Below are 21,328 nucleotides of genomic sequence, written 5' to 3'. Positions count from 1 at the left end.
CATGAGCGCGAGGCAACGGATCGTCCGTGAACGCCGGCAATACAACCAGCTCGCCGCCGACCAGACACTGGAGGACTATGCGCTCCGCTACACGGCGGAGCGGGCACGGCGCTGGAGCGCCTGGCGCGTCGCCAACACAGCACTCGGCGCCATCTCCTTCCTCGCCTGCGAGGCGATCGGAGCGGCGGTCACCCTGACCTACGGCTTCGAGAACGCCATGGCCGCCATCCTGGCGGTGGCGGTCCTCAGCATCCTGGTCGGGCTGCCGATCACCTATCATGCGGCCAAGGCCGGGGTGGACATCGACCTGCTGGCCCGTGGCGCCGGCTTCGGCTATCTCGGTTCCACCATCACTTCGCTGGTCTACGCCTCCTTCACCTTCATCCTGTTCTCGATCGAGGCGAGCATCATGTCAGCCGGGCTGACCATGGTGCTGGGGATTCCGGCCGCCGCCGCCCATGTCGTCAGCTCGCTGGCGGTCATCCCCATCGCCGTCTACGGCATCCGTTTCATCAGCCGCATGCAATGGGCGACGCAGCCGGTCTGGATCCTGCTGCAATGCGTGCCGTTGGCCTATCTCGTCCTGCTCGACCGTGAAACGCTGGACCAGTGGATGTCGCTGCCCGGTGTCTATGCCGCGGACGGCGGGCTGTCGCTGCTGCCCTTCGGCATGGCCGCCTCGGTCCTGCTGTCGCTGCTGCCGCAGATCGGCGAGCAGGTGGATTATCTCCGCTTCCTGCCTTCCCAGTCCCGCATCGGACGCCTGCGCTGGTGGGCGGCGATGCTGGCCGGCGGGCCGGGCTGGGTGCTGATCGGCAGCCTGAAGCTGGCGGCGGGGTCGCTGCTCGCCTTCCTGGCGCTCAGGCACGGGATGCCGGGGGACGACGCGGTCCAGCCCAACATCATGTACCACATGGCCTTTCTCGACGTGTTCGACTCGCCCGCCGCGGCGCTGGCGCTGACCGGCGTCTTCGTCGTCGTCTGCCAGATGAAGATCAACGTCACAAACGCCTATGCCGGCTCCATCGCCTGGTCGAACTTCTTCTCCCGCCTGACCCGCAGCCACCCCGGCCGCGTCGTCTGGCTGGTGTTCAATGTGCTGCTGGCGCTGCTGCTGATGGAGATCGGCATCCTCGGCGTGATCGAGAGCATCCTCGGCCTCTACGCCAACGTCGCGGTCGGCTGGCTGGGGGCGGTCGCCGCCGATCTGGCGGTCAACAAGCCTCTCGGTTTCAGCCCGCCGGGGATCGAGTTCAAGCGCGCCCATCTCTACGACATCAACCCGGTCGGCACCGGCGCCATGGGGCTGTCGGTGCTGTGTTCCACCACCGCCTTCTTCGGATTGCTGGGGCCGGTGGCCCAGGCGCTGGCCCCCTTCATCGGGCTGGTGGTGGCCTTTGCCGCCGCCCCGCTGATCGCCTGGAGGACCAAGGGCCGCTATTACATCGCGCGCAAATCGGACCGGCTGCCCGGCGACGCCGCGACGATCCGCTGCTCGATCTGCGAGAATCATTTCGAGCGGCAGGACATGGCCTTCTGCCCGGCCTACGACGCGCCGATCTGCTCGCTCTGCTGCACGCTGGAGGCGCGCTGCCACGATCTGTGCAAGACCGACAGCCGCTTCGCCGACCAGATCGCCCACAGCCTGCAACGGGTGCTGCCCAAACGGATGGCCGCCGGGGTCCACACCCGCACCGGCCATTTCATCGGGGTGATGACGCTGTTCTCGCTGGTGCTGGGCGGGGTGCTGCTGGTCATCGACTTCCAATACGCCAATGCCGAGGCGGCGGAGCGGGCGGCGATCCACGCGGCGCTGGTCTCCGTCTTCGTCTGCCTGTTCATCCTGTCCGGCGTCGCCGCCTGGCTCCTGGTGCTGGCCCAGGAGAGCCGCCGCAAGGCGGAGGAGGAGACCGGCCGCCAGACCGCCATGCTGATGGACGAGATCGCCGCCCACGAGCGCACCGACGCCGCCCTGCAAAAGGCCAAGGAGGTGGCGGAGGCCGCCAACGCCGCCAAGAGCCGCTACATCATCGGCGTCAGCCACGAGATCCGGGCGCCGCTGAACGCCATCTCCGGCTACGCCCAGCTGCTGGAGAGCAACAGCACCCAGCGGCCCCAGGACGCCGTCCGCGTCATCCGCCGCAGCGCCGAGCATCTGTCCAACCTGATCGACGGGCTGCTCGACATCTCCAAGATCGAATCGGGCCTGCGCCGGCTCAGCCGCGACAAGGTGCAGCTGATCGATTTCCTCGACCAGCTGGCCGACATGTTCCGCATCCAGGCCGCCGCCAAGGGGCTGGAGTTCCGCTATGCCCGCGTGCCGCACCTGCCGGCCTGGGTCCATACCGACAGCAAGATCCTGCGCCAGATCCTTATCAACCTGCTGTCCAACGCGGTGAAATACACCGAGAGCGGCCATGTAGCCCTGACCGTGCGCTATCGCAGCCAGATCGCCGAATTCGAGATCGCCGACAGCGGCATCGGCATCCGCGAGGAGGATCTCGACCGCGTCTTCGAGCCCTTCGAGCGCGGGCGGGGAGCGGCGGTGCGGGCGGTGGCCGGCACCGGCCTCGGCCTCACCATCACGCGGGTGCTGACCCGGATCATGGGCGGCGACATCGCGCTGCGCAGCAAATCGGGGGAAGGCAGCGTCTTCACCGTCCGCCTGCTGCTGTCGGAGGCGATGCAGCGGCCGGGCGACCAGCCGGAACGCCGCGCCGTCACCGGCTATGCCGGGCCGCAGATCACCATCCTGCTGGCCGATGACGACCGCGACCATCTGGCGCTGATGACCGACATCCTGCGCCCGCTGGGATTCGTGCTGTTCACCGCGTCGGACGCCACCGCCTGCCTGGAGCTGGCGGCGCAATGCAAGCCCGACGTCGCCATGCTCGACATCTCGATGCCGGGGGAAAGCGGCTGGGACGTGGCCGAGGAGCTGCGCCGGCAGTTCACCGACCGCATCCGCATCATCATGGTGTCGGCCAACGCCTATGAGGCGCAGGGTCCGGGCGACGGCCGGGCGCCGCACGACGCCTTCGTCGCCAAGCCCATCGAGATCCACGCCCTGCTCGACCGATTGCAGGCGCTGACCGGGCTGGAATGGATCCATGCCCCGGAGAAAGCGGAGAAAACGGAAAAACCGGTGGAACCGGTTGACCCCGCTTCCGCACCGGTCGAACAGGTGCGGAAGCCCGCAGGGCCGCCGGAAACGGCGCTGCGTCATCTCGACGACCTGCGCCAGCTCGGCCGGATCGGCTACATTCGCGGGATCGAGGCCAAGCTGCGCGAGATCGAGGCGGAGGACGCCGGCGCCCTGCCCTTCGTCGAACGGCTGCGAAGGCTGGTGCGCGCCTTCGACCTGAAAGGCTATATGCGTGCGCTGGAGGATGCGGCGACGGAGCGCGACGCCGGACGGGACCAGGCCCAGCAGCGGGGACGGGAACATGACGACGATCGGGCGGAAGACGGGGCCGTGACGGGATGAAGCGCCGCGACATGATCCTGGTGGTGGACGACACCCCCGACACGCTGGGATTCCTGACGGAGGCCATCGAACAGGCCGACCTGACCGTGCTGGTGGCCATCGACGGCGAAAGCGCGCTGGAACTGGTCGGCCAGATCACGCCGGACCTGATCCTGATGGACGCGGTGATGCCCGGCCTCGACGGGTTCGAAACCTGCCGGCGGCTGAAACAGATCCCGCATCTGTCGCACATCCCCGTCATCTTCATGACCGGCCTCAGCGACACCGAGCATGTGGTGAAGGGGCTGGAGGCCGGCGGCGTCGATTACGTCACCAAACCCATCGTGGTGGACGAGCTGATCGCCCGCATCCGCGTCCACCTGACCAACGCCCGCGTCGCCTATGCCGCCCGCGCCGCTTTGGACGCCACCGGCCGCTTCCTGCTGGCGACCGACGGGGAAGGGCGGCTGCTGTGGTGCACCCCGCAGGCGGAGCGGCTGCTCGGCGGGCTGCCGCCCGGTTCCGACGGCGTGCATCCCGATGTCGCATCGTCCCTGGCCGCCGGTCTGGTCCGGCTGCGCCGTCCCTCCCCGCCCGGCGGCGCGATGGAACCCTTCGCGCTGGAACTGCCGGATGGCGAGGGGGTGCGGCGGCTGGAATTCACCTATCTCAGCCCGGCCGGCCCGGATGAATATCTGTTCCGTCTGAGTGAACCGACCGCCGGCCGGCAGGAGGCGATCCTGCGCGACGCGCTCGGCCTGACCGCGCGCGAGGCGGAGGTGCTGCTATGGATCGCCAACGGCAAGCCCAACCGCGACATCGGCGAGATCCTGGGCATCAGCCCGCGCACGGTGAACAAGCATCTGGAGCAGGTCTTCGCCAAGCTGGGCGTGGAGAACCGCGCCTCGGCCGCCGCACTGGCGATCCGCACGCTGGCGGCGCGGGCGTGAGGGATCTGCCCTTCAGCGGTCGGCGATCTCGCAGGCGAGGCGGCGGCCCTCATCCTCCAGCCGAATCTTCAGCACCACCGACCGGCCGCGGTGCTGTGCGACCGCCAGATCGTCGATGACCTGCATGTCGTAGCCGAGTTCGGACAGATGGGACAGCAGCGCCTGTTGCGGGGCACGGATGCCGGGCATGGCGTCGGCATCCCACAATTCGCACAGGATCGGCGGGAAACCCGACCGCTTCAGCGTCTCCGCCGCGCCCTTCAGGACCGGAAGCTCCATACCCTCGACATCGAGCTTCAGCAGGCTCAAATCGCCGATGGCGAAATCATCCAGCCGCACCATGCTGGCCTGCCCCATCCGCACACCCGCCCGGTCGGTGTCGCAGCCCAGACCGGCCTCGCGCCGGATACGCCGAACCTCGGGATCGAGGCTGAGCGCCCCCAGATTGGTATCGCTGGCGTAATCGGGAACGGGAATGTCGATCACGTCCATCCGCTCGCCCAACGCCAGATTATGCACCAGGACATTGTCCAGCCCATTGAGCGCCAGCGATCCGCACAGCAGATGGTAAAGCGGCCGCTGCACCTCGAATCCAACCAGACGGTGGCTGTGGCGGAACTCCAGCGCCATGGGGATGGTGAAGGCGCCGACATTGGCCCCGCCATCCACGATGGTCCCGCCGCCACCGGCCGTCCCGCTCCCCTCCATCCGCACCAGGACCTTGGCGATCTGGAGCATGGTCGGTTCCCAGATGCCGTCGCGGCGCAGATGACGGGTGATGCCGTCCATGCACTCGAACAGCAGGAACCGTCCGATCCTCGTCTCGACAACGGTGGCGTTCGGCAGCATTCGGGAAAGCCTCGCAACGGGAAGGCGGGATAGTACCCCGTGGCGGCGGGGCCGTCATATGGCGATTGTCGCGCCCGGCCCGCTCCGCGCCGCGACGATGTGATTCATGATGCAGGTCATCACCGCTTCGCCGCGCTGGTTCAGCGTGGTGTAGGCCAGCCGCACCGTGCCGCGGCCGCCGCGACGCGACGGGATGGCTTCCACCACCTCCGCCCGGACGCGGATGGTGTCGCCGGGGCGCACCGGCCGCAGCCAGCGCAGTTCGTCCATGCCGGAGCCGCCCAGCCCGGTGCCGGTGATGATTCCGGTGTCGCGCAGCAGCCGGAAGGTCAGCGACAACGTGTGGAAGCCGCTGGCGATCAGCCCCTGGAACGGTCCATCGGCCGCCGCCGCCATGTCGATATGGAAGGGCTGCGGGTCGAAGCGCAGGGCGAAATCGATGATCTGGCTGTCGGTGAGGGTCGCCCCCTCCGATTCGATCACGTCGCCGACGCGGAAATCCTCGAAATGGCGGCCGGGCATCGTCGCGTTTCTCCCTTGATGTGCCTGCTTTGTCGGCTTTGCCGTCGTCGAGGGAGGTTAGCCCGCCCCGGCCATCCGGCAAAGGGCGGGGACGGTCGCGGCCTGGGCATAGGCCCTACGACGTAAACCTTTGGCGTAATTCGCATTCCGCCTGTGATCGGGCATGTTCCCGTTTGGATTCCAAACAATCGACGGACGGATGTCACCCCTGCCAGCGCCAACCGCCTCGCCGCCATCCGCCCCGCCATCGCCCCTCCCTTGCGTCGTGTTCTCGATCGCCGGCAAGGCGTTGGCGCTGCCGACGCAAGCCGTGCGGCGTTTCCTGCCGCTGCCGCGGTTGGACCGATTGCCGACGGCTCCGCCGCCGGTGGAGGGGGTGTTCCGCTATCGCGGGGAGCTGGTTCCGGTCCTGCGCCTGGACATCCTGCTGGAACTGGCGACGGGAGCGCCCGGGTCGGTGATGCCGCCGGGCCTCTATTCACCACTGATGCTCGTCACCTGGCAGGGGCGGCCGGCGGCCCTGCTGGCCGATCAGGTCCATGGCGACATGGCGGTCGACGCCGCCGAGCGCACACCCTCCGATCCGTCGCTGTCCTTCAACGGTTGTGCCGCCGGCGCCTTTCCCGACCGGATCACCGGCCGTGGCGGCGCGGTGACCCTGCTTGATCCCGACCGGCTGCTGAACGAGGCGGAGACCCGCCTGCTCGATGCCTTCCGGGCGGCGGCGGAGCGGCGGCTGGCGCGATGGCGGGATGCCGACACGGACGGGGATGCGGGCAGGGATGGTGCCGCATGATGTCCAGCGCCGCCGCCGGGATCGAGGCGATCCGCCGCGACCCGCATTTCCCGCGCCTGAAGGCGATGGTCATCGACGCCACCGGCCTCGCCTATTACGCCGACAAGGATGCCGCCTTCGCCGAGCGGATCAACCGCCGCCTGCCCTTCGGCCGGATCACCACGGTCGGCGGCTATCTGGCGGCGCTGAAGGCGGAGGGGCCGGGCGGGGCCGAGTATCAGGGGTTGATCAATGAGCTGGCGGTGGGAGAGACCTTCTTCTTCCGCTACATCGAACAGTTCGACGCGCTGCGCGCCGTCGCCATTCCCGAATGCCTGCGCCGCAACCAGGGCAGCCGCCTGCTGCGAATCTGGAGCGCCGGCTGTTCCATCGGGCCGGAGGCCTACAGCGTCGAGATCCTGCTGAAACAGCAGTTCGCCGTCCAGTTAGAGGGCTGGCAGGTCCATATCGTCGGCACCGACATCAACGACGCCTTCCTGGAACAGGCCCGGCGCGGCGCCTATGGCGACTGGGCGGTGCGCGGCCTGGCGCCGGAAACGCTGGACGCCTGCTTCGACCGCCAGGACCGGCTATGGTCGGTCAAGCCGAAATACCGGCAATGGACCAGTTTCATGCCCTTCAACCTCGTCGAGGGAGCGATACCCTCCTATCCGCACGGGATCGGGCATTTCGACATCATCCTGTGCCGCAACGTCATGATCTATTTCGACGAGGCGACGCGGCACCGGTTGCTGGGCGACCTGCACAAGGCGCTGGCCGACGGCGGCTGGCTGGTGGTCGGCCATGCCGAAGCCGGGCCGCAGATGAACGAGCTTTTCATCCCGGTGTCGGTCCCCGGCGCCACCCTCTACCGCAAGCAGGCCGAGCGGGCCATCCCCGCCGCCGGCCCGGTTCCCGGTGCCATGCCGGGTCCGCCGCCGGCCGCCCCGTCTCCCCCCACCCGCCCGCGCCGCACGGCCGCCGCCAAGCCGCCTGCCGAGCCGCCTGCCAAGCCTCCCACGAAACCCGACCCGTCTGCTCCGGCCGCCGCAAATGACCGCTCGACCGCACTGGAAACCTGTCTGGTTCAGGTGGAGGCCAACCGGATGGACCCCGCCGTCCATTACCGGCTGGGCCTGGTGGAGGAGGAGTTGGGCGTGGGCGATCCGGTCGCGGCCTTCAAGCGGGCGCTCTATCTCGATCCGCGCTTCGTCCTGGCCGATTATCACCTGGCGCTCGCCTATTGGCGGCGCGGCCGGCTGGTTCCGGCCCAACGCCATTTCCGCAATGCGCGCGAGGCGCTGGCGGACCGTCCCGACGGCGAGACGGTGACGGAAGGCGCCGGCCTGACCGTTCAGGAGTTGCGCGGCATGCTGGATCTCTGGCTGACCGGCGAGGAGGGTTGATGGACGAGACACTTGCCGCCAAGCTGGCCACCGGCTTGGCCACCCGTGCCGGCGCCGCGCCGCTCCGCGCCGCCCTCGACAGCGCGTCTCCGGACCGCTCGGCATCCCGCCCGGCGATCGACTGGGAGGGGGTGCGCGGGACGCTGGCCCGCCGCACCGCCGACCTGGAGGCGACCTTCGCCGGGCGCGGCCCCTGGGCCGACGCCGTGCTGGCCCGCCGGGCGGAGGAGCTGGCCGACATGCGGCAGCCGGCCGACGAGGCGGAGGCCGGCATTCCGATGCTGGTCGCGCGCGGGGCCGGCACGCTCTATGGCCTGGAGCTTCGCCATCTCGGCCATATCGTGCCGATGCCGCGGCTGGCCCGCGTGCCGGGGGCCGCCCCCGCCGTGCTGGGGGTGATCGCCGTCGCCGGCCGGGCGATGCGGCTGTTCGACATCGACCGGCTTTGCGGCGGGCCGCCCGTCGCCGATGCCGAAAGCGACCGGCCCGGCTACGCCATCGTGCTGCGCACCGCTGCCCGCCGCCCGGCCGCCCTGCGCCTGCGCGCGGTGGAACGGGTGGCCGACATCGCGCCACCGCGCGCCGCCGCGCCGGCGGAGGCCGGGCCGCTGGTCGGCGCGATCACCGCGGACCGCATGGCGATCCTCGACATGGCCGCCCTGCTCGACGCCGTGACGGGCTGACCACCGACCGATCCACCCGAAGGGCCAATCAGAGCCGGAGCATGAAGCCGGAACAAGGGGCCGGAGCATGGGAATGAACATGAAAGTCTCGCACAAGCTGGTCCTGGGATTCGGCGTGGTCTGCGTCCTCTCCGCCCTGCTGGCGCTCTATCAGATGTCGCGCTTCTCCGACGCGCTGTCGGTCATCATGGCGGTGTCGAGCTACGACAACGACGCCGCCGACATGGTGACGGCGGTCGGCAATTTTCAGGCGGAACTGCGCAGCACGCGCGAAACGGCGCTGAACGCGGTGTCCATCGCCAATGCCGAAGGGCGGACCGGCGAAATCCCCACCATCATGATGCCGCTGCGCCGGCATTACGACGAGGTCGGCGGCAGGCTGCGCGATAAGCTGGGCAAGCTGCGCTCGATGGTGGCCGAACGATCCAGTAACAGCGTGACCGACAGCCGCCGCAAGGGCTGGGTGGAACTGGACACCGCGGTGAACGAGATGAACCGCGCCATCATGGCGGTCGGGGACGAGGCGCGGACCATCTACACCCTGCTCGAACGCAACCAGATCGCCGACGCTCTGCAACGCCGCCAGCGGGTGGACGAGCTGCGCAAGGTGATGGAACAGCGCATCGAGGCCGCCCAGACCGCCATCGACCATCTGACCGCCGCCGGCCGCGACGACATCCGCGAGATCTACAATTCCGCCGTCCAGTCGGCGGTCGTCGCGCTGGTCGCCGTCTTCCTCATCGCGGTGGCGGTGGCCTATCTGATCGGCAGCTCGATCAGCCGGCGGCTCGGCCAGGCCATCGATTTCGTCACCGGGGTCGGCCACGGCGACCTGACGCGGGAGATCGTCATCGCCGGCAGGGACGAGCTGGCCATCCTCGGCCGGCATCTGAACGAGATGGCCGGACGGCTGAAATCGATGGCCCGCACCACGCGGGAAACGGCGGAGAGCGTCCATGCGGCGACCGCCCAGATCCGCGCCTCCACCCAGCAGCAGTCGGCCAGCGTCGCCGAACAGCTGGCGGCGGTGGAGCAGACCACCGCGACCCTGTCGGAGATCACCGAATCCGGCGCCCAGATCAACCGCCGGGCCCAGGACGTCGCCCACGGCGCCCAGTCCGTCGCCTCCTCCAGCCAGTCCGGCATGAAGGCGGTGGACGACACCATCCAGGCGATGGACGCCATCCGCGAACAGGCGGAGGCGGTGGCCGAGAACATCGTCATGCTGTCCGAACGCACCCAGGCGATCGGCGAGATCATCGTGACGGTCAACGACATCGCCGAGCGTTGCCACCTGCTGGCGCTGAACGCCGCCATCGAGGCGGCGGCGGCGGGCGAGCATGGCCGCACCTTCTCCATCGTCGCTGGCGAGATCAAGAGCCTGGCCGACCAGTCGAAGGAGGCGACCGCGCAGGTCCGCTCCAACCTGTCGGAGATCCAGCACGGCATCAACGCCTCGGTCATGCTGACGGAGGAGGCGGTGAAGCGCGTCGCCGCCGGCAAGCGCCAGACCGACGCCACCCAATCGACCATCCGCACCATGGCGGACAACATCCAGGAGAGCGTGCTGGCCTTCCAGCAGATCGTCGCCGGCACCAACCAGCAGCAGATCGGCCTCGAGCAGGTGATCCAGGCGCTTCAGAACATCCGCGAGGCCAGCAGCCAGACCGCCGCCGGCACCCGCCAGCTGGAGGGTGCGGCCGCCAACCTGAACAATCTCGGCCAGGGGCTGGTCGAGGCGGTGCGGAACTACCGGGTGTGACGCGGAGCTCCTGATGAACATCCGCCAGCGCCTGCTCGCCGCCTTCGATCTGGAGCACAAGGAGCATCTCTCGGCGATCCGCAACGCCCTGCGCGAGGCGGAGGCGACGGGCGCCGCGCCGGATCTCGCCGACATCCACCGGCGCGCCCACAGCCTGAAAGGCGCCGCCCGCGCCGTCGACCTGCCGGAGGTGGAGGCGATCTCCCACCGGCTGGAAGCCGCCTTCATCGCGGTACAGAAGGGCGAGGTCCCGGTCGATGCCGCCACGATCGGTGTCGTCCGACGCGCGCTCGACGCCATCGAGGATCTGGTGGCCTGGTCGCTGCAAGGCGGCGACGCGGTCGAGGTCGCCGGCACGCTCGCCGACCTCGACGCGCTGGCCGCCGGGCATGACCGCGGTCCCGCCCCCGCCCGCCCCATCGGACGCCCTCCCCCATCCCCCTCCCGGCGCGAGCGCGGCATCGATCCAGACTCCGCCGCCCTGGTCCGCATCGCGGCGCAGGGGCTGGAACGCCTGTCGGAGACCGCGTCGGCCCTGCTGCCCGAAGTCGAGGCGCAGGCGGGGCTGGGCGATCAGCTCCGCCTGCTGCGCCAGGACTGGCGGGCGCTCGACCGGGCATGGCGGCATCTGCGCGTCCAGCTCGGCCGGGGGGCCTTGGGACGGCGAGGCGGGGAACAGGGAGCGGACAGGCTGGACGACCGCGGGGCGCTTCCCGCCCTGATGGCGTTCGAGCGCCGCTTCCGGGCTCTGGGCGGCGCGCTCGATGCCGCCCACCGCGGCCATGACCGGCTTTTGTGGTCGATGCGGCGCTGGGGCGGCGGCCTGCAACAGGATATGCGGCGCCTGCGCATGCTGCCGGCGGAGAACCAGCTGAGCGGCCTCGGCCGCATGGTCCGCGACATCAGCCGGGCCGAGGGCAAGGAGGTCGAGGTGGATGTCCGCGGGCTGGAGGTGGAAGCCGACCGCGCGGTTCTGCAACGGCTGAAGGACCCCATCCTGCACATCGCCCGCAACGCCATCAGCCATGGCATCGAGACCCCGGCGGAACGGTTGGCGCTGGGCAAGCGGCCGGCGGCACGGGTGACCATCGCCGCCTCGGTGGAGGGGGCACGCCTGCGCCTGCGCATCGAGGATGACGGGCGCGGGCTGGACCGCGCGGCGATCCTGCGCAAGGCGGCGGAGCGCGGCCTGATCGACGCCGCCGACCTGCCGTCCGGCGGGCTTTCCGCCGGAGAGGACATCCCGCTGGAAAGGCTGACGGAGTTCCTGTTCCATCCCGGCTTCTCCACCGCTTCCCACACCACGGAGCTGGCGGGGCGCGGCATGGGCCTCGCCATCGCCCGGCGGGAGGTGGAACGGCTTCAGGGCAGCCTGACCGTCACCGACCGGCCGGGCGGCGGCACCGCCGTCACCATCGAGGTGCCGCTCAGCCTGTTGAGCCAGCGCCTGGTCTTCGTCGCCGTGCAGGACCAGATCCTGGCGATCCCCTCGGCCGATGTGAGCCAACTGCGCACCGTCACCGCCGGGGCGCTGTTCTGCGGGATCGGCGCCCCGATGATCCGCATCGGCGAGGAGGAGGTCCCCGTCACCTCGCTCGCCGCCCTGCTGGGGATGGAGGCGCCGGTGGTGCCGGCCGCCGACCGGTCCCTGGCGCTCGCCGTCATCCGGGCGGGCGACCGGCGGCTGGCGCTGGCGGTCGACCGCTTCGTCGCCACGCGCGAGGCGGTGGTGACGGCGGCGGCGGAGACCGGGCTCGACCCCGGCCGCTATCTCGGCACCGTGTTGATGGACGATGGCGGGCCGGCGCTGGTGCTGAACATCCCCGGCCTGACACCGCCCACCGGCAGCGTCCTGCCGGCGCCGGTCCGCGCGGCGGAGGATGCCCCTCCCGACCGGGCGCATATCCTGGTCGTCGATGACAGCATCACCACCCGCACGCTGGAAAAGAGCATCCTCGAAGCCCATGGTTATCGGGTGACCCTGTGCGTTGACGGGCGCGAAGCCCTGGAACGCCTGTCGGAAGGGATGGAGGTCGAGCTGATCATCAGCGATGTCGAGATGCCGCGGATGGACGGCTTCGCCCTGTTGCAGGCGGTCAAGGCCGACCGGCGGCTGGCGGAAATCCCGGTCGTCCTCGTCACCTCGCGCGCCAGCGACGAGGACCGCGAACGCGGTCTGCGGCTGGGGGCTGACGCCTACATCGTCAAGACCCGCTTCGACCAGAACGAGCTTCTGGCCGGCATCCGGCGGCTGCTGTGAACGGGGCCGCGAACGGGGGAACCGCAGGGGAAGCGGCTGGGGGCGCGACTGGCGGAGCCCGGCGCATCCGCGTCCTGGTGGTCGAGGACAGCCCGGTCATCCAGCAACTGCTCAGCCACGTCATCGGGGCCGATCCGCGGCTGGAGGTGGCGGGAATCGCCTCCAGCGGCGAGCAGGCGTTGCGCATGATCGAACGGACGGCCCCGGACGTGGTGTCGCTCGACATCCGTCTGCCGGGGATCGACGGCTTCGAGGTGACCAGCCGCATCATGCGGCAGACGCCGCTGCCGATCGTGGTGGTGGCGTCGGACGTGCGCGACCTCGACATCCCGATGCGGGCGTTGCAGGCCGGCGCCCTGGCGGTGGTGGAGAAGCCCGGCAGCATGGCGCGTGCCGACTACCAGACGGTGGCGCGGCATCTCTGCACCCAGCTGGTCATCATGAGCCAGGTGAAGGTGATCCGCCATCGCATCGGCGCCCGTGCCGCCGCCAGACCGGCCGTCCCCGATGGGCCGGCCCAGGGTGGCGGAATGCGTCGCTTCCGCGCGCTGGGGCTCGTCGCCTCCACCGGGGGACCGGCGGCGCTGGCCCGGATCCTGAAGGAATTGCCGGCGGCTTTCCCGCTGCCGGTCTTCGTGGTGCAGCATATGGGCGCCCCCTTCATGGAGGGTTTCGCCAATTGGCTGGGCACCGTCTCGCCCCTGCCGGTCCGGCTGGGCGAGGCGGGGGCGAGCCCGCGCCCCGGCACGGTCCATGTGGCGCCGGGCGACCGGCACATGCTGGTGGAGGGCGGTATCATCCGCCTGTCCGGCGACCCGCTGGTCTGCGGCCAGCGGCCATCGGGCGATGTGCTGTTCCGCTCGATGGCGCAGGCCTATGGCGCCGCCGGCATCGGCGTGCTGCTGACCGGCATGGGAGAGGATGGAGGGAGGGGACTGGTGGAGATGCATCGGACAGGGGCTTACACCATTGCCGAACACGCCTCCACGGCGGTGATCCACAGCATGCCGGGCACCGCGGTGCGGCTGGGCGGCGTGCTGGAGGAACTGCCGCTCGACCGGCTGGCCGGACGGCTGCTGCATCTGACCTCCGACCAAAAGATGGCGTCATGAACGGGCACCGCACCCTGGTCGTCATGGCCTCCCGGACGCAGGGGCTTCTGTTGAAGCTGCTGCTGGAGGAACGCGGCGTCGAGACCGTCTGTGTCGATGCCGTCGAGCCGGCGCTGGCCGAGATCGCCGGCCGCCCGCAGGATCTGCTGATCGTCGAGGGCACCCTCGCCGGCCCCACCGGTCTGGCCGAATTGCGGGCGCGCTGCGACGCCGCGATCCTGGTGCTGGGGCATGGCGAGGGGGAACATGACCCGTCCGACCCCAGGGGCGTGGTGGAAGCGGCCGTTGGCTTGATGGAGCGGCGCGGCGCCCCGCCTACGGCGGCGGAGATTTTCCACCGCGCCCGCGTCCTCATCGTCGATGACAGCGCCACCTATCGGGAATTCCTGCGTGCCGAGCTGGAGCAGGAGGGCTGCGCCGTCACCGCCGCCCGCAACGCCGACGAGGCGGTCACCGCGCTGGCCGGTGGCGGACTGGATTGCGTCATCCTCGATCTGGTCATGCCGGGCACCAGCGGCACCCAGCTTTGCGAGCGTTTCGACAGGTTCCGCCGCCGTCGCGGCCTGTTCTTCCAAATCGTGATCCTGACCAGCCAGGATGACGAGGAGCAGCTGATGATCAGCCTGAACGCCGGCGCCGACGATTTCGTCGGAAAGGCCCAGACGATGGATGTGCTTAAGGTGCGCTTGATGGCGCTTCTGCGCCGTAAATACTTTGTCGAGGATCATCTGTTGCGGCCGCCTCGGCTTTTACCTTCCGCATAGGAAGGGAGTAGAGCCATCGTGTGATTTCGCAACCCGCCCTATCCGATTATCCTCTGCGGACATTTCGAAACCATCCGACGGTCCGACCGGTGCCCATGGCGATCAGCCTCCAGCCCACCCAGGGGATTCCGATCCCCAGACGCACCGATGCGAGAGACACCGACGCGATGCAGCGATCCACGGCCCCAACCAAGCCCCCGGCTGATCAGCGCCATCGCGAGTGCCTCGACAACGCGCGGCGTCTCTGCGCGGCCGGGACCGTCCCGACCATGCTGGTGGTCGGCGGACCGGACATGGCCGCCGTCCGTTGCAACGATGCGCTGGCCACCCTGTTGAACCGCCCGCATGCCGCCTCCCGCGACGAAAGCGGGCCGACCCTGCTGCCGGCCGGCTGGCCGGTGGTGGCGGCGGCGTTGCGACCGCTCTACGAGGCTGGGGCTGGGGCTGGGGCCGGGGGGGAACGGAGCGCCGACACCATCCTGCTGCCTCTGCCGACCGATCCGCCGCTGACCCTGCGCGCGGCGCCGCTGCTGGTCGAAGGACGCGTGGTGGGGGTGCTGGCGGCGGCGACGCTGGACGGCGCCATCGCCCAGCTGGCGGAGACCATGCGGGCGGAGGTGGCGCGCACCACGGCCGCACGCTCCCGCTTCCTGGCTTCGGCCAGCCACGATCTGCGTCAGCCCTTCCAGGCGATGCGCCTGTTTCTCGACGCCCTGACCACCCAGGTGGAGGGCAACGCGCGGGCGACCCGCACCGCCGGCATGCTGGGCAACGCGATGACGGCGGGCGAACAGCTGCTGAACGCGCTGCTCGACATCTCGACGCTGGATGCCGGCACGGTGGAAGCCGATGTCCAGACGGTGCCGCTCGACGCGCTGCTGCTGTCGCTGGCCGATGAATTCCGCCCGCAGGCGGAGGAGAAGGGCCTGCGGCTGCGGGTCCATCTGTCCGGCCATCCGTCCGGACCGGCGGCCACCCGCAGCGACCCGGTGCTGCTCGGCCGCATCATCCGCAACCTGCTGGCCAACGCCATCCGCTACACCCAGCGCGGCGGCATCCTGCTGGGCCTGCGCAAGCGGGACGGGCGATGGCGGATCGAGGTGTGGGACACCGGCTTCGGCATTCCCCAGGACAAGCTGGACGTCATCTTCGACGAGTTCCACCAGTTGACCAATCCGGCCCGCGACCCCACCCGCGGCCTCGGGCTCGGACTCGCCATCGTGCGGCGGCTGTCGGTTCTGCTGAACGCTCCGGTCGACGTGCGGTCGCGGTCCGGCCGCGGTTCCGTGTTCGCCGTCTCCGTGGATCGTCTGGAGGGGAAGGAGGCGCCCGCCGCCGGCGCGCCGGCCCCGGCGACCGCCCCCCCTGGCTCCGCCCCCGGCATACCGCTGGACGGCATGCGCATCCTGGTGGTGGACGACGACAGCATGGTGCTGTCCGGCCTGCTGCTGACATTGGAGAGCTGGGGCTGCGCCTTCGTCTCCGCCTCCAACATGCGCGAGGTTTTCGCGGCGGTCGATGGGCTGGAAGGCCCGCCCGACGCCATCCTGACCGACCTGCGCCTGCCGGGGAAAGTGTCCGGCTTCGACGTGATCGACCGTGTGCGCAAGCTGTTCAAGGCCGAAATCCCCGCTGTGGTGCTGACCGGCGAAACGGCGCCGGAATCCCTGCTGGAGGGCCAACGCCGCGGCTGCGCCTTTCTGCACAAGCCGCTTCACCCCGGCGAGTTGCGCCGTGTGCTGGAGCAGTTGCGGCGGGACGGCCGGAGCGGCTCTTAGACACGCTTCCTAAAGCCCGAAGAAGCCGCGCAGCCGCGCCAACAGCGCCTGCGATTCAACCGGCGCCGGCGGGGCCGCCCCTTGCTGGCGGTGGCGCTGGGCGGCATTGCGGGTCTGGCGTTCGGCCATCAGCTCCGCCAGCTTTTCGGCCAGTTCGGGACGACGGCGCAGGATGGGGTCGAGATGGCTGCGGGCCAGTTCGAACACCACGGCATCGGTACAGGCGATGACGGAGGCGCTGCGCGGCTGGCCGGTCAGCAGCGACATCTCGCCGAACAGGTCGCCCGGCCGGAGCCGGGTCACATGCATCGGTCCGGTCCGGAAGCCGCCATCGGCGCCATCCGCCGCGGAAACGGAGACCTCGACATCGAACACGCCCTCGGCGATGACGAACAGCGAGTCGCCGGCATCGCCCTCACGGACGGCCGCACCACCGGCGGGGATGTCCACCCGATGCATCGCCTGGGCCAGGGCCTCGACCTCCTCGTCGTCGAAGGCGTCGAACATCTCCGGCCGGCGCAACAGGCCGCGCCGCAGCCTCTCGGTGTCATGTAGGACCGGCTGGCGCCGGCGGATGTCCTGCTTGGGGCTGGCCGGTTCGATCCCGGCGCGGCCGAGATTGGCCAGCGCCGCCGTCAACACGGCGTCGCGCACCTGTGACAGCCGGGCGCCGTCGTCGGTCCAGAAACGCGCCAGATAGGAGATGCCGTTGGGCGTCACCGCATCCACCAGCACGTCCGGCCGCGGGTTGGACAGCACGCCGTCGGCGCACAGCATCGCCGACAGCAGGATGCGCTTCGCCCGCTCCACCGGCACCTCCTGGTCGAGCAGGATCGGCACGCCGCTGCGGAACGCCGGGTTGGGGCGGCTGTAATTGACGAAACGGCTGCCGGCGACGATGCCGTTCGGCACGACGATGGCGGTGCCGTCGCTGGCGATCAGCCGGGTGGCACGCCAGTTGATCTCGTCCACCCGCCCCGTCACACCGGGCGACAGTTCCAGCCAATCCCCCAGCCGGTAGGGATTTTCGATGTTCAACGCGATGCCGGCGAAGATGTCGGCGATCATGTTGCGCAGCGCGAAGCCCAGAACGGCGATGGCGACGCCGGAGGTCGCCAGCAGCCCGGTCACCGGCTGCTCGAAGACGAAGGCGAGGATCGCCAGCACCGCGGCGCCATAGACGAAGAAGCGCAGCAGATCGGCCAGCAGCCGCGGGATGCGCGGCGGCCGGGGCGTGCCGTCCGGATTGAGGCCGCCCTTGCCGGCCGCCAGCAGGGCGATCAGCCCGGCCCCGGCCCAGGCGGCGACCAGCCAGGCGGCCGAAGCGACGGCGATGTCGAAGGCGCCGCTCAGCATCGGGCCGACGAAGGGTTCCAGATGGCCGTGCAACCACGGCTTCGCGGCGACCAGGGTCGCCAGCAGCGCAAGAAGAAGGACAGGGGCGAACAGACGCCGCAAGGCGTTCATCAAAAGGGATCTCCTCGGCGGCCGGCCATCCTCGGCCGGGCGAGGCGTGACGATGGCACGAGCAAGCGCCGTCCCGTCAAGCCGCCAGTTGGCAACCCTCCCATAAAGCCGATGGCGAAAATCGGCGTCCGAAATCAGTCGGTTGACCGGTCAGGCCGTCGCCGGACTCATCGGGACCATGGCCTAGCGGTCGAGCAGCCCGTGCCGACGGTGCCAAGCCTCCAGCGATTCGTCCGGATAGCGGGCGAAATGGACATCGTTCGGGCCGCTCGGCACCTCGACCCACGGCGCCTTGAAGTCCAGCATGATATGGACCCGTTCCGGCGGGGTGGGCAGCGGCGTGTCGATGGCCGAGGCGAAGGGATGGACCAGTTCCGGCCAGGCCGGATCCTCCGCCCACAGCGCCGTGCCGCAACGCTTGCAGAAATGCCGGCCCGACGGCCCAAGGCGGGTCTGTCCCGGATGGTCGGGGTCCTCCACGCAAATGGGACCGCGACCGCCATTGGAGAATGTCGATCCTCCGCAACCATCGGCGCGCCGGCCGGCTGCGCCGCGATGCCCGGCATCGGCTGGTCCGTCCGGCGACGGAAAATGGCGGCCTGGCAACAGGCAAGTCCGCCGGGTGGCGCCACATCCGCCCCCCAAATCCGGAGACGGTGACAAACAAACACTCCCGCCCCCGGAGGAAGCGGTACGCTTCACCTCAGGGGTGACGGGTCACCCCATGATGTTCTCATCCACCATGCGGCGCGGCATGTCGGTTTGATGGTGACGATCCTGCTTCGGCGGCTTGGCGACGCTGAAGCCGATGCCCGACAGCAGAAGGATGCCCAGCGAAGCGACGGTGACGATGTTGCAGAGCATGATGACTGACCCTTTCCCTGACCTCTTGCGACCGCCCGGCTTTGCCGGCGGCCAGACCCTTTTTCCGCGGTCCCCTGCGTTAGATGGCGGGAGCCGCTTCTTTCTTCCATCAGCCATTCCAGGATGAAGGGGAATTAATGATCCGCCGCGCGGATTGTCGATCCTTCAGCATCCTGCCGGCACTGGCTGTGCGGATGCGTCAAATAGTCTCGCAAGTGCGAACTGGCAACGGAAGCCGGCGGAGCATCCGCGCAGCTCTGGTTAACGAAATTGTCATATCGACGGTGGAGTGCCCGCGGAGACGGGCCGGACGGTTGTCACACACCCCGGCTCTCCGCCGCCGACCCCACTGAAGCGGCAGCGGCTTCGGCCGGACGCAGCGTCACCGTCACCTTCAGCCCCCGGCCATCCGGTCCGGCATCGAGCCGCACCGACGCTCCCAGCCGGTCGGCGAGCGCCCGGACGATGGCGAGCCCAAGTCCGCTTCCGGTGCGCGGCGGCTCACCCGGACGGTCCAACCGATAGAAGCGCTCGAACACCCGCTCCCGCTCAGCCTCGGGAATACCGGGACCGTCATCCTCGACCTCCATCACCGGCCCGGCCCCGGTCCCGGTCCCGACCCGCACGGTCACCATGCCGCCCGGCCGGTTGTAACGGATGGCGTTGTCCAGCAGGTTGCCCAGCAGTTCGCCGACCAGAACCGGGTTTCCGGCGACCCGTGGGCCAATCGCGCCGTCCCTCCCGCCCTCGAACCCGCCCTCGAACCGCACCTCGACATCCTGGGCCAGCGCCGCCGGAACCTGTTCGGCGGCCACCTCCATCGCCACCTGCGGCAGGTCGGTCACCTCGGCGGTGGACGGCATGGCCGGCGGATCCTCGTCGGCCCGTGCCAGCGCCAGCAGTTGGACCAGCAGCCGCTCAAGCCGCTTGACCGCCCCCTCGACATCGTCCAGCGCCGCCCGCCCCTCGGCGCTGTCGGTGCCGTAGCGGCGCAGCAGGGCCAGATGGGTGCGCAACACCGCCAGCGGCGTGCGCAGCTGGTGCGAGGCGTCGGCGGTGAAGCGGCGCATGGTGCCGATGGATTGGTCGAGCCGCGCCAGCAGCCCGTTGATGGCGATCACCAGCGGCAGCACCTCCACCGGCACGACGGCCAGCGGCAGCGGCACCAGCGCCGGAGCACCTCCCGTCATCCCACGGGCCGACCGGCTGTCGATCACCCGGCGCAGCCGGCCGAGCGGCGCCAGCCCGCGCCCGACCGCCCCCCACACCAACACCCCGCTGCCGCCGACCAGCGCCACCTCCAGCAGGGCCAGCCACAAGAACAGATGAACCACTTGCGCCCGCCGCCCCTCGGTCGTTTCCGCCACCTGGACCAGCACCGGCTGCGCCACGCCATAGAGCCGGCGAGCCTGTGCCGCCACCCGCACCGGATGACCGTGATAGGTGGCGTCGCGGAACAGCGTGACGTTGGTCGGCATCGCCGAGATGTCGGGCAGCGGCAGATCGAGATAACCGGTGATCACCCCACCCTCATGAGCGACGTTGTAATAGATGTTGTCGCGCGCCTGGCTCTCCAGCATGCCGAAGGCGACGGCGGGCAGATCGACCGTCACCTCGCCATTGTCGTCGTCCACCGCCAGCCTTTCGGCGATGGCCAGCGTCGAGCCGGCAAGCAGCCGGTCATGGGTGGACTGGACGAAGCCATCGATCAGCGCCGCCCCGCCGACGCCCAGCCCCACCGCCAGCGCTCCCAGCGGCACCAGCAGCCGGACCAGCAGCCGGCGCCGCAGCGACGGCACCCGGTCCCGTCCCCCCTGCTTCCGACCCGCCGGGACTGCGGCCATCAGGCATTTTCCATCAGATAGCCCAATCCGCGGATGGTGCGGATCTGCGGCCCGTCGGGCTCCAGCTTCTTGCGCAGCCTGGCGACATACAGTTCGATGGCGTTGGGAGCCACCGGCTCGTCAAAGCCGAAGACCTCGCCGGCCAGCCGGTCCTTCGGCACCACCTTGCCGGCCCGCGTGATCAGCCCCTCCAGCACCGCCAACTCGCGCTTGCGCAGATCCAGCACCCGGCCGTTCAGCGTCACCGTCGCGGTGGAGCGGTCATAGCGCAGGGGGCCGCAGGCCAGCTCCGGTATGGGCGTGCCCTGGCCACGGCGCATCAGCGCCCGCACCCGCGCCTCGAACTCCGCCGGGTCGAAGGGCTTCAGCAGATAATCGTCGGCGCCAAGGTCAAGCCCCTTGACCCGGTCGGCCACCGCCTCGCGCGCGGTCAGGATCATCACCGGGACGGTGGAGCCGCGGCGGCGGATCAGCGTCAGCACCTCGAACCCCGACAGGTCGGGCAGGCCCAGATCCAGCACCACCAGCCCATAGGGCTCCGCCCGCTCCAGCCGCACCGCCTCCTCGCCCGACGCGACATGGTCGACCGCATAGCCGGCGAGTTTCAGCGCCCCGGTCACGCCGCGCGCCAGGGCCGCGTCATCCTCGACGATCAGGATGCGCACGGGCCATACCTATCGTCCGAGCGGGCCATCATCCGATTGCGCCTGTTCCGTTTCACAAACAATTTTGACCCGCGACAGATTGGCGACAGGTTGATTGCCTATAGTCGCGCCAAAGTCGCTTGTAAGCCCAACCAACACGGCCCGCAACGGCGCCGTGGCGA

At 69.8% G+C, this 21,328-nt stretch carries 17 protein-coding genes; 10 read left to right on the top strand and 7 right to left on the bottom strand.

Features of this window, described 5'->3' with window-relative positions; all coding sequences use genetic code 11:
- Position 1 precedes the first annotated feature (1 nt).
- Positions 2-3,487, top strand: a complete 3,486-nt coding sequence (locus AZL_RS17075; protein WP_012975747.1) for a hybrid sensor histidine kinase/response regulator — start codon at positions 2-4, stop codon at positions 3,485-3,487.
- Positions 3,484-4,416 (top strand): response regulator transcription factor, encoded by a 933-nt coding sequence (locus tag AZL_RS17070; RefSeq protein ID WP_012975746.1) that lies wholly within the window; start codon positions 3,484-3,486, stop codon positions 4,414-4,416. Before AZL_RS17075 ends, AZL_RS17070 begins: the two co-directional genes overlap by 4 nt.
- A gap of 12 nt (positions 4,417-4,428) precedes the next feature.
- On the opposite strand, the gene AZL_RS17065 is transcribed toward AZL_RS17070, so the two are convergent.
- Together AZL_RS17065 and AZL_RS17060 are read right to left on the bottom strand one after the other, a co-directional pair.
- Positions 4,429-5,265, bottom strand: a complete 837-nt coding sequence (locus AZL_RS17065; protein WP_012975745.1) for an FkbM family methyltransferase — start codon at positions 5,263-5,265, stop codon at positions 4,429-4,431.
- A 54-nt stretch (positions 5,266-5,319) separates the two neighbouring features.
- Positions 5,320-5,787 (bottom strand): MaoC family dehydratase, encoded by a 468-nt coding sequence (locus AZL_RS17060; protein WP_012975744.1) that lies wholly within the window; start codon positions 5,785-5,787, stop codon positions 5,320-5,322.
- A 265-nt stretch (positions 5,788-6,052) separates the two neighbouring features.
- On the opposite strand from AZL_RS17060, the gene AZL_RS33495 reads away from it, so the two are divergent.
- The 8 genes from AZL_RS33495 (at position 6,053) to AZL_RS17020 (ending at position 16,327) form a co-directional block, all read left to right on the top strand.
- Entirely contained in the window at positions 6,053-6,583 is a 531-nt protein-coding gene (locus tag AZL_RS33495; RefSeq protein ID WP_247894395.1) for a chemotaxis protein CheW, read from the top strand.
- Positions 6,580-7,968: a CheR family methyltransferase gene (locus AZL_RS17050; protein WP_042444130.1), complete on the top strand. Its 1,389-nt coding sequence runs from the start codon at positions 6,580-6,582 to the stop codon at positions 7,966-7,968. The genes AZL_RS33495 and AZL_RS17050 overlap by 4 nt, the downstream gene beginning before the upstream one ends.
- Positions 7,968-8,651 (top strand): chemotaxis protein CheW, encoded by a 684-nt coding sequence (locus AZL_RS17045; RefSeq protein WP_012975741.1) that lies wholly within the window; start codon positions 7,968-7,970, stop codon positions 8,649-8,651. The genes AZL_RS17050 and AZL_RS17045 overlap by 1 nt, the downstream gene beginning before the upstream one ends.
- Positions 8,652-8,724: 73 nt before the next feature.
- Complete coding sequence (locus AZL_RS17040; protein WP_042444128.1) at positions 8,725-10,413, top strand: methyl-accepting chemotaxis protein; 1,689 nt, start codon at positions 8,725-8,727, stop codon at positions 10,411-10,413.
- Positions 10,414-10,426: 13 nt separating this feature from the next.
- Positions 10,427-12,673 (top strand): hybrid sensor histidine kinase/response regulator, encoded by a 2,247-nt coding sequence (locus AZL_RS17035; protein WP_012975739.1) that lies wholly within the window; start codon positions 10,427-10,429, stop codon positions 12,671-12,673.
- A gap of 74 nt (positions 12,674-12,747) precedes the next feature.
- Positions 12,748-13,785, top strand: a complete 1,038-nt coding sequence (locus tag AZL_RS17030) for a chemotaxis protein CheB (RefSeq protein WP_042444529.1) — start codon at positions 12,748-12,750, stop codon at positions 13,783-13,785.
- On the top strand, positions 13,782-14,549 hold the full coding sequence (locus AZL_RS17025) for a response regulator transcription factor (RefSeq protein WP_012975737.1): 768 nt from the start codon (positions 13,782-13,784) through the stop codon (positions 14,547-14,549). Before AZL_RS17030 ends, AZL_RS17025 begins: the two co-directional genes overlap by 4 nt.
- A gap of 167 nt (positions 14,550-14,716) precedes the next feature.
- A complete protein-coding gene (locus tag AZL_RS17020; RefSeq protein WP_247894394.1) occupies positions 14,717-16,327 on the top strand; it encodes an ATP-binding response regulator in 1,611 nt (536 codons plus the stop codon).
- Between the two features lie 9 nt (positions 16,328-16,336).
- Here AZL_RS17020 and AZL_RS17015 read toward each other — a convergent pair whose 3' ends face one another.
- The 5 genes from AZL_RS17015 to AZL_RS17000 all read right to left on the bottom strand — a co-directional run bounded on the left by AZL_RS17015 (position 16,337) and on the right by AZL_RS17000 (position 21,167).
- Positions 16,337-17,794: a mechanosensitive ion channel family protein gene (locus tag AZL_RS17015; RefSeq protein WP_012975735.1), complete on the bottom strand. Its 1,458-nt coding sequence runs from the start codon at positions 17,792-17,794 to the stop codon at positions 16,337-16,339.
- Between the two features lie 183 nt (positions 17,795-17,977).
- A complete protein-coding gene (locus AZL_RS35615; protein WP_371304238.1) occupies positions 17,978-18,274 on the bottom strand; it encodes a GFA family protein in 297 nt (98 codons plus the stop codon).
- 237 nt (positions 18,275-18,511) lie between these two features.
- Entirely contained in the window at positions 18,512-18,658 is a 147-nt protein-coding gene (locus AZL_RS36610; RefSeq protein WP_173380504.1) for a hypothetical protein, read from the bottom strand.
- A gap of 317 nt (positions 18,659-18,975) precedes the next feature.
- Positions 18,976-20,502: a sensor histidine kinase gene (locus AZL_RS17005; protein ID WP_012975733.1), complete on the bottom strand. Its 1,527-nt coding sequence runs from the start codon at positions 20,500-20,502 to the stop codon at positions 18,976-18,978.
- Positions 20,502-21,167, bottom strand: coding sequence for a response regulator transcription factor (locus AZL_RS17000; protein ID WP_012975732.1), 666 nt, complete (start codon positions 21,165-21,167; stop codon positions 20,502-20,504). The genes AZL_RS17005 and AZL_RS17000 overlap by 1 nt, the downstream gene beginning before the upstream one ends.
- Positions 21,168-21,328 lie beyond the last annotated feature (161 nt).

This window comes from Azospirillum sp. B510 (assembly GCF_000010725.1).
GTDB lineage: Bacteria > Pseudomonadota > Alphaproteobacteria > Azospirillales > Azospirillaceae > Azospirillum > Azospirillum lipoferum_B.
The sequence above is the reverse complement of the archived record's forward strand: the minus strand, read 5'-3'. Positions and strand labels throughout refer to the sequence as shown.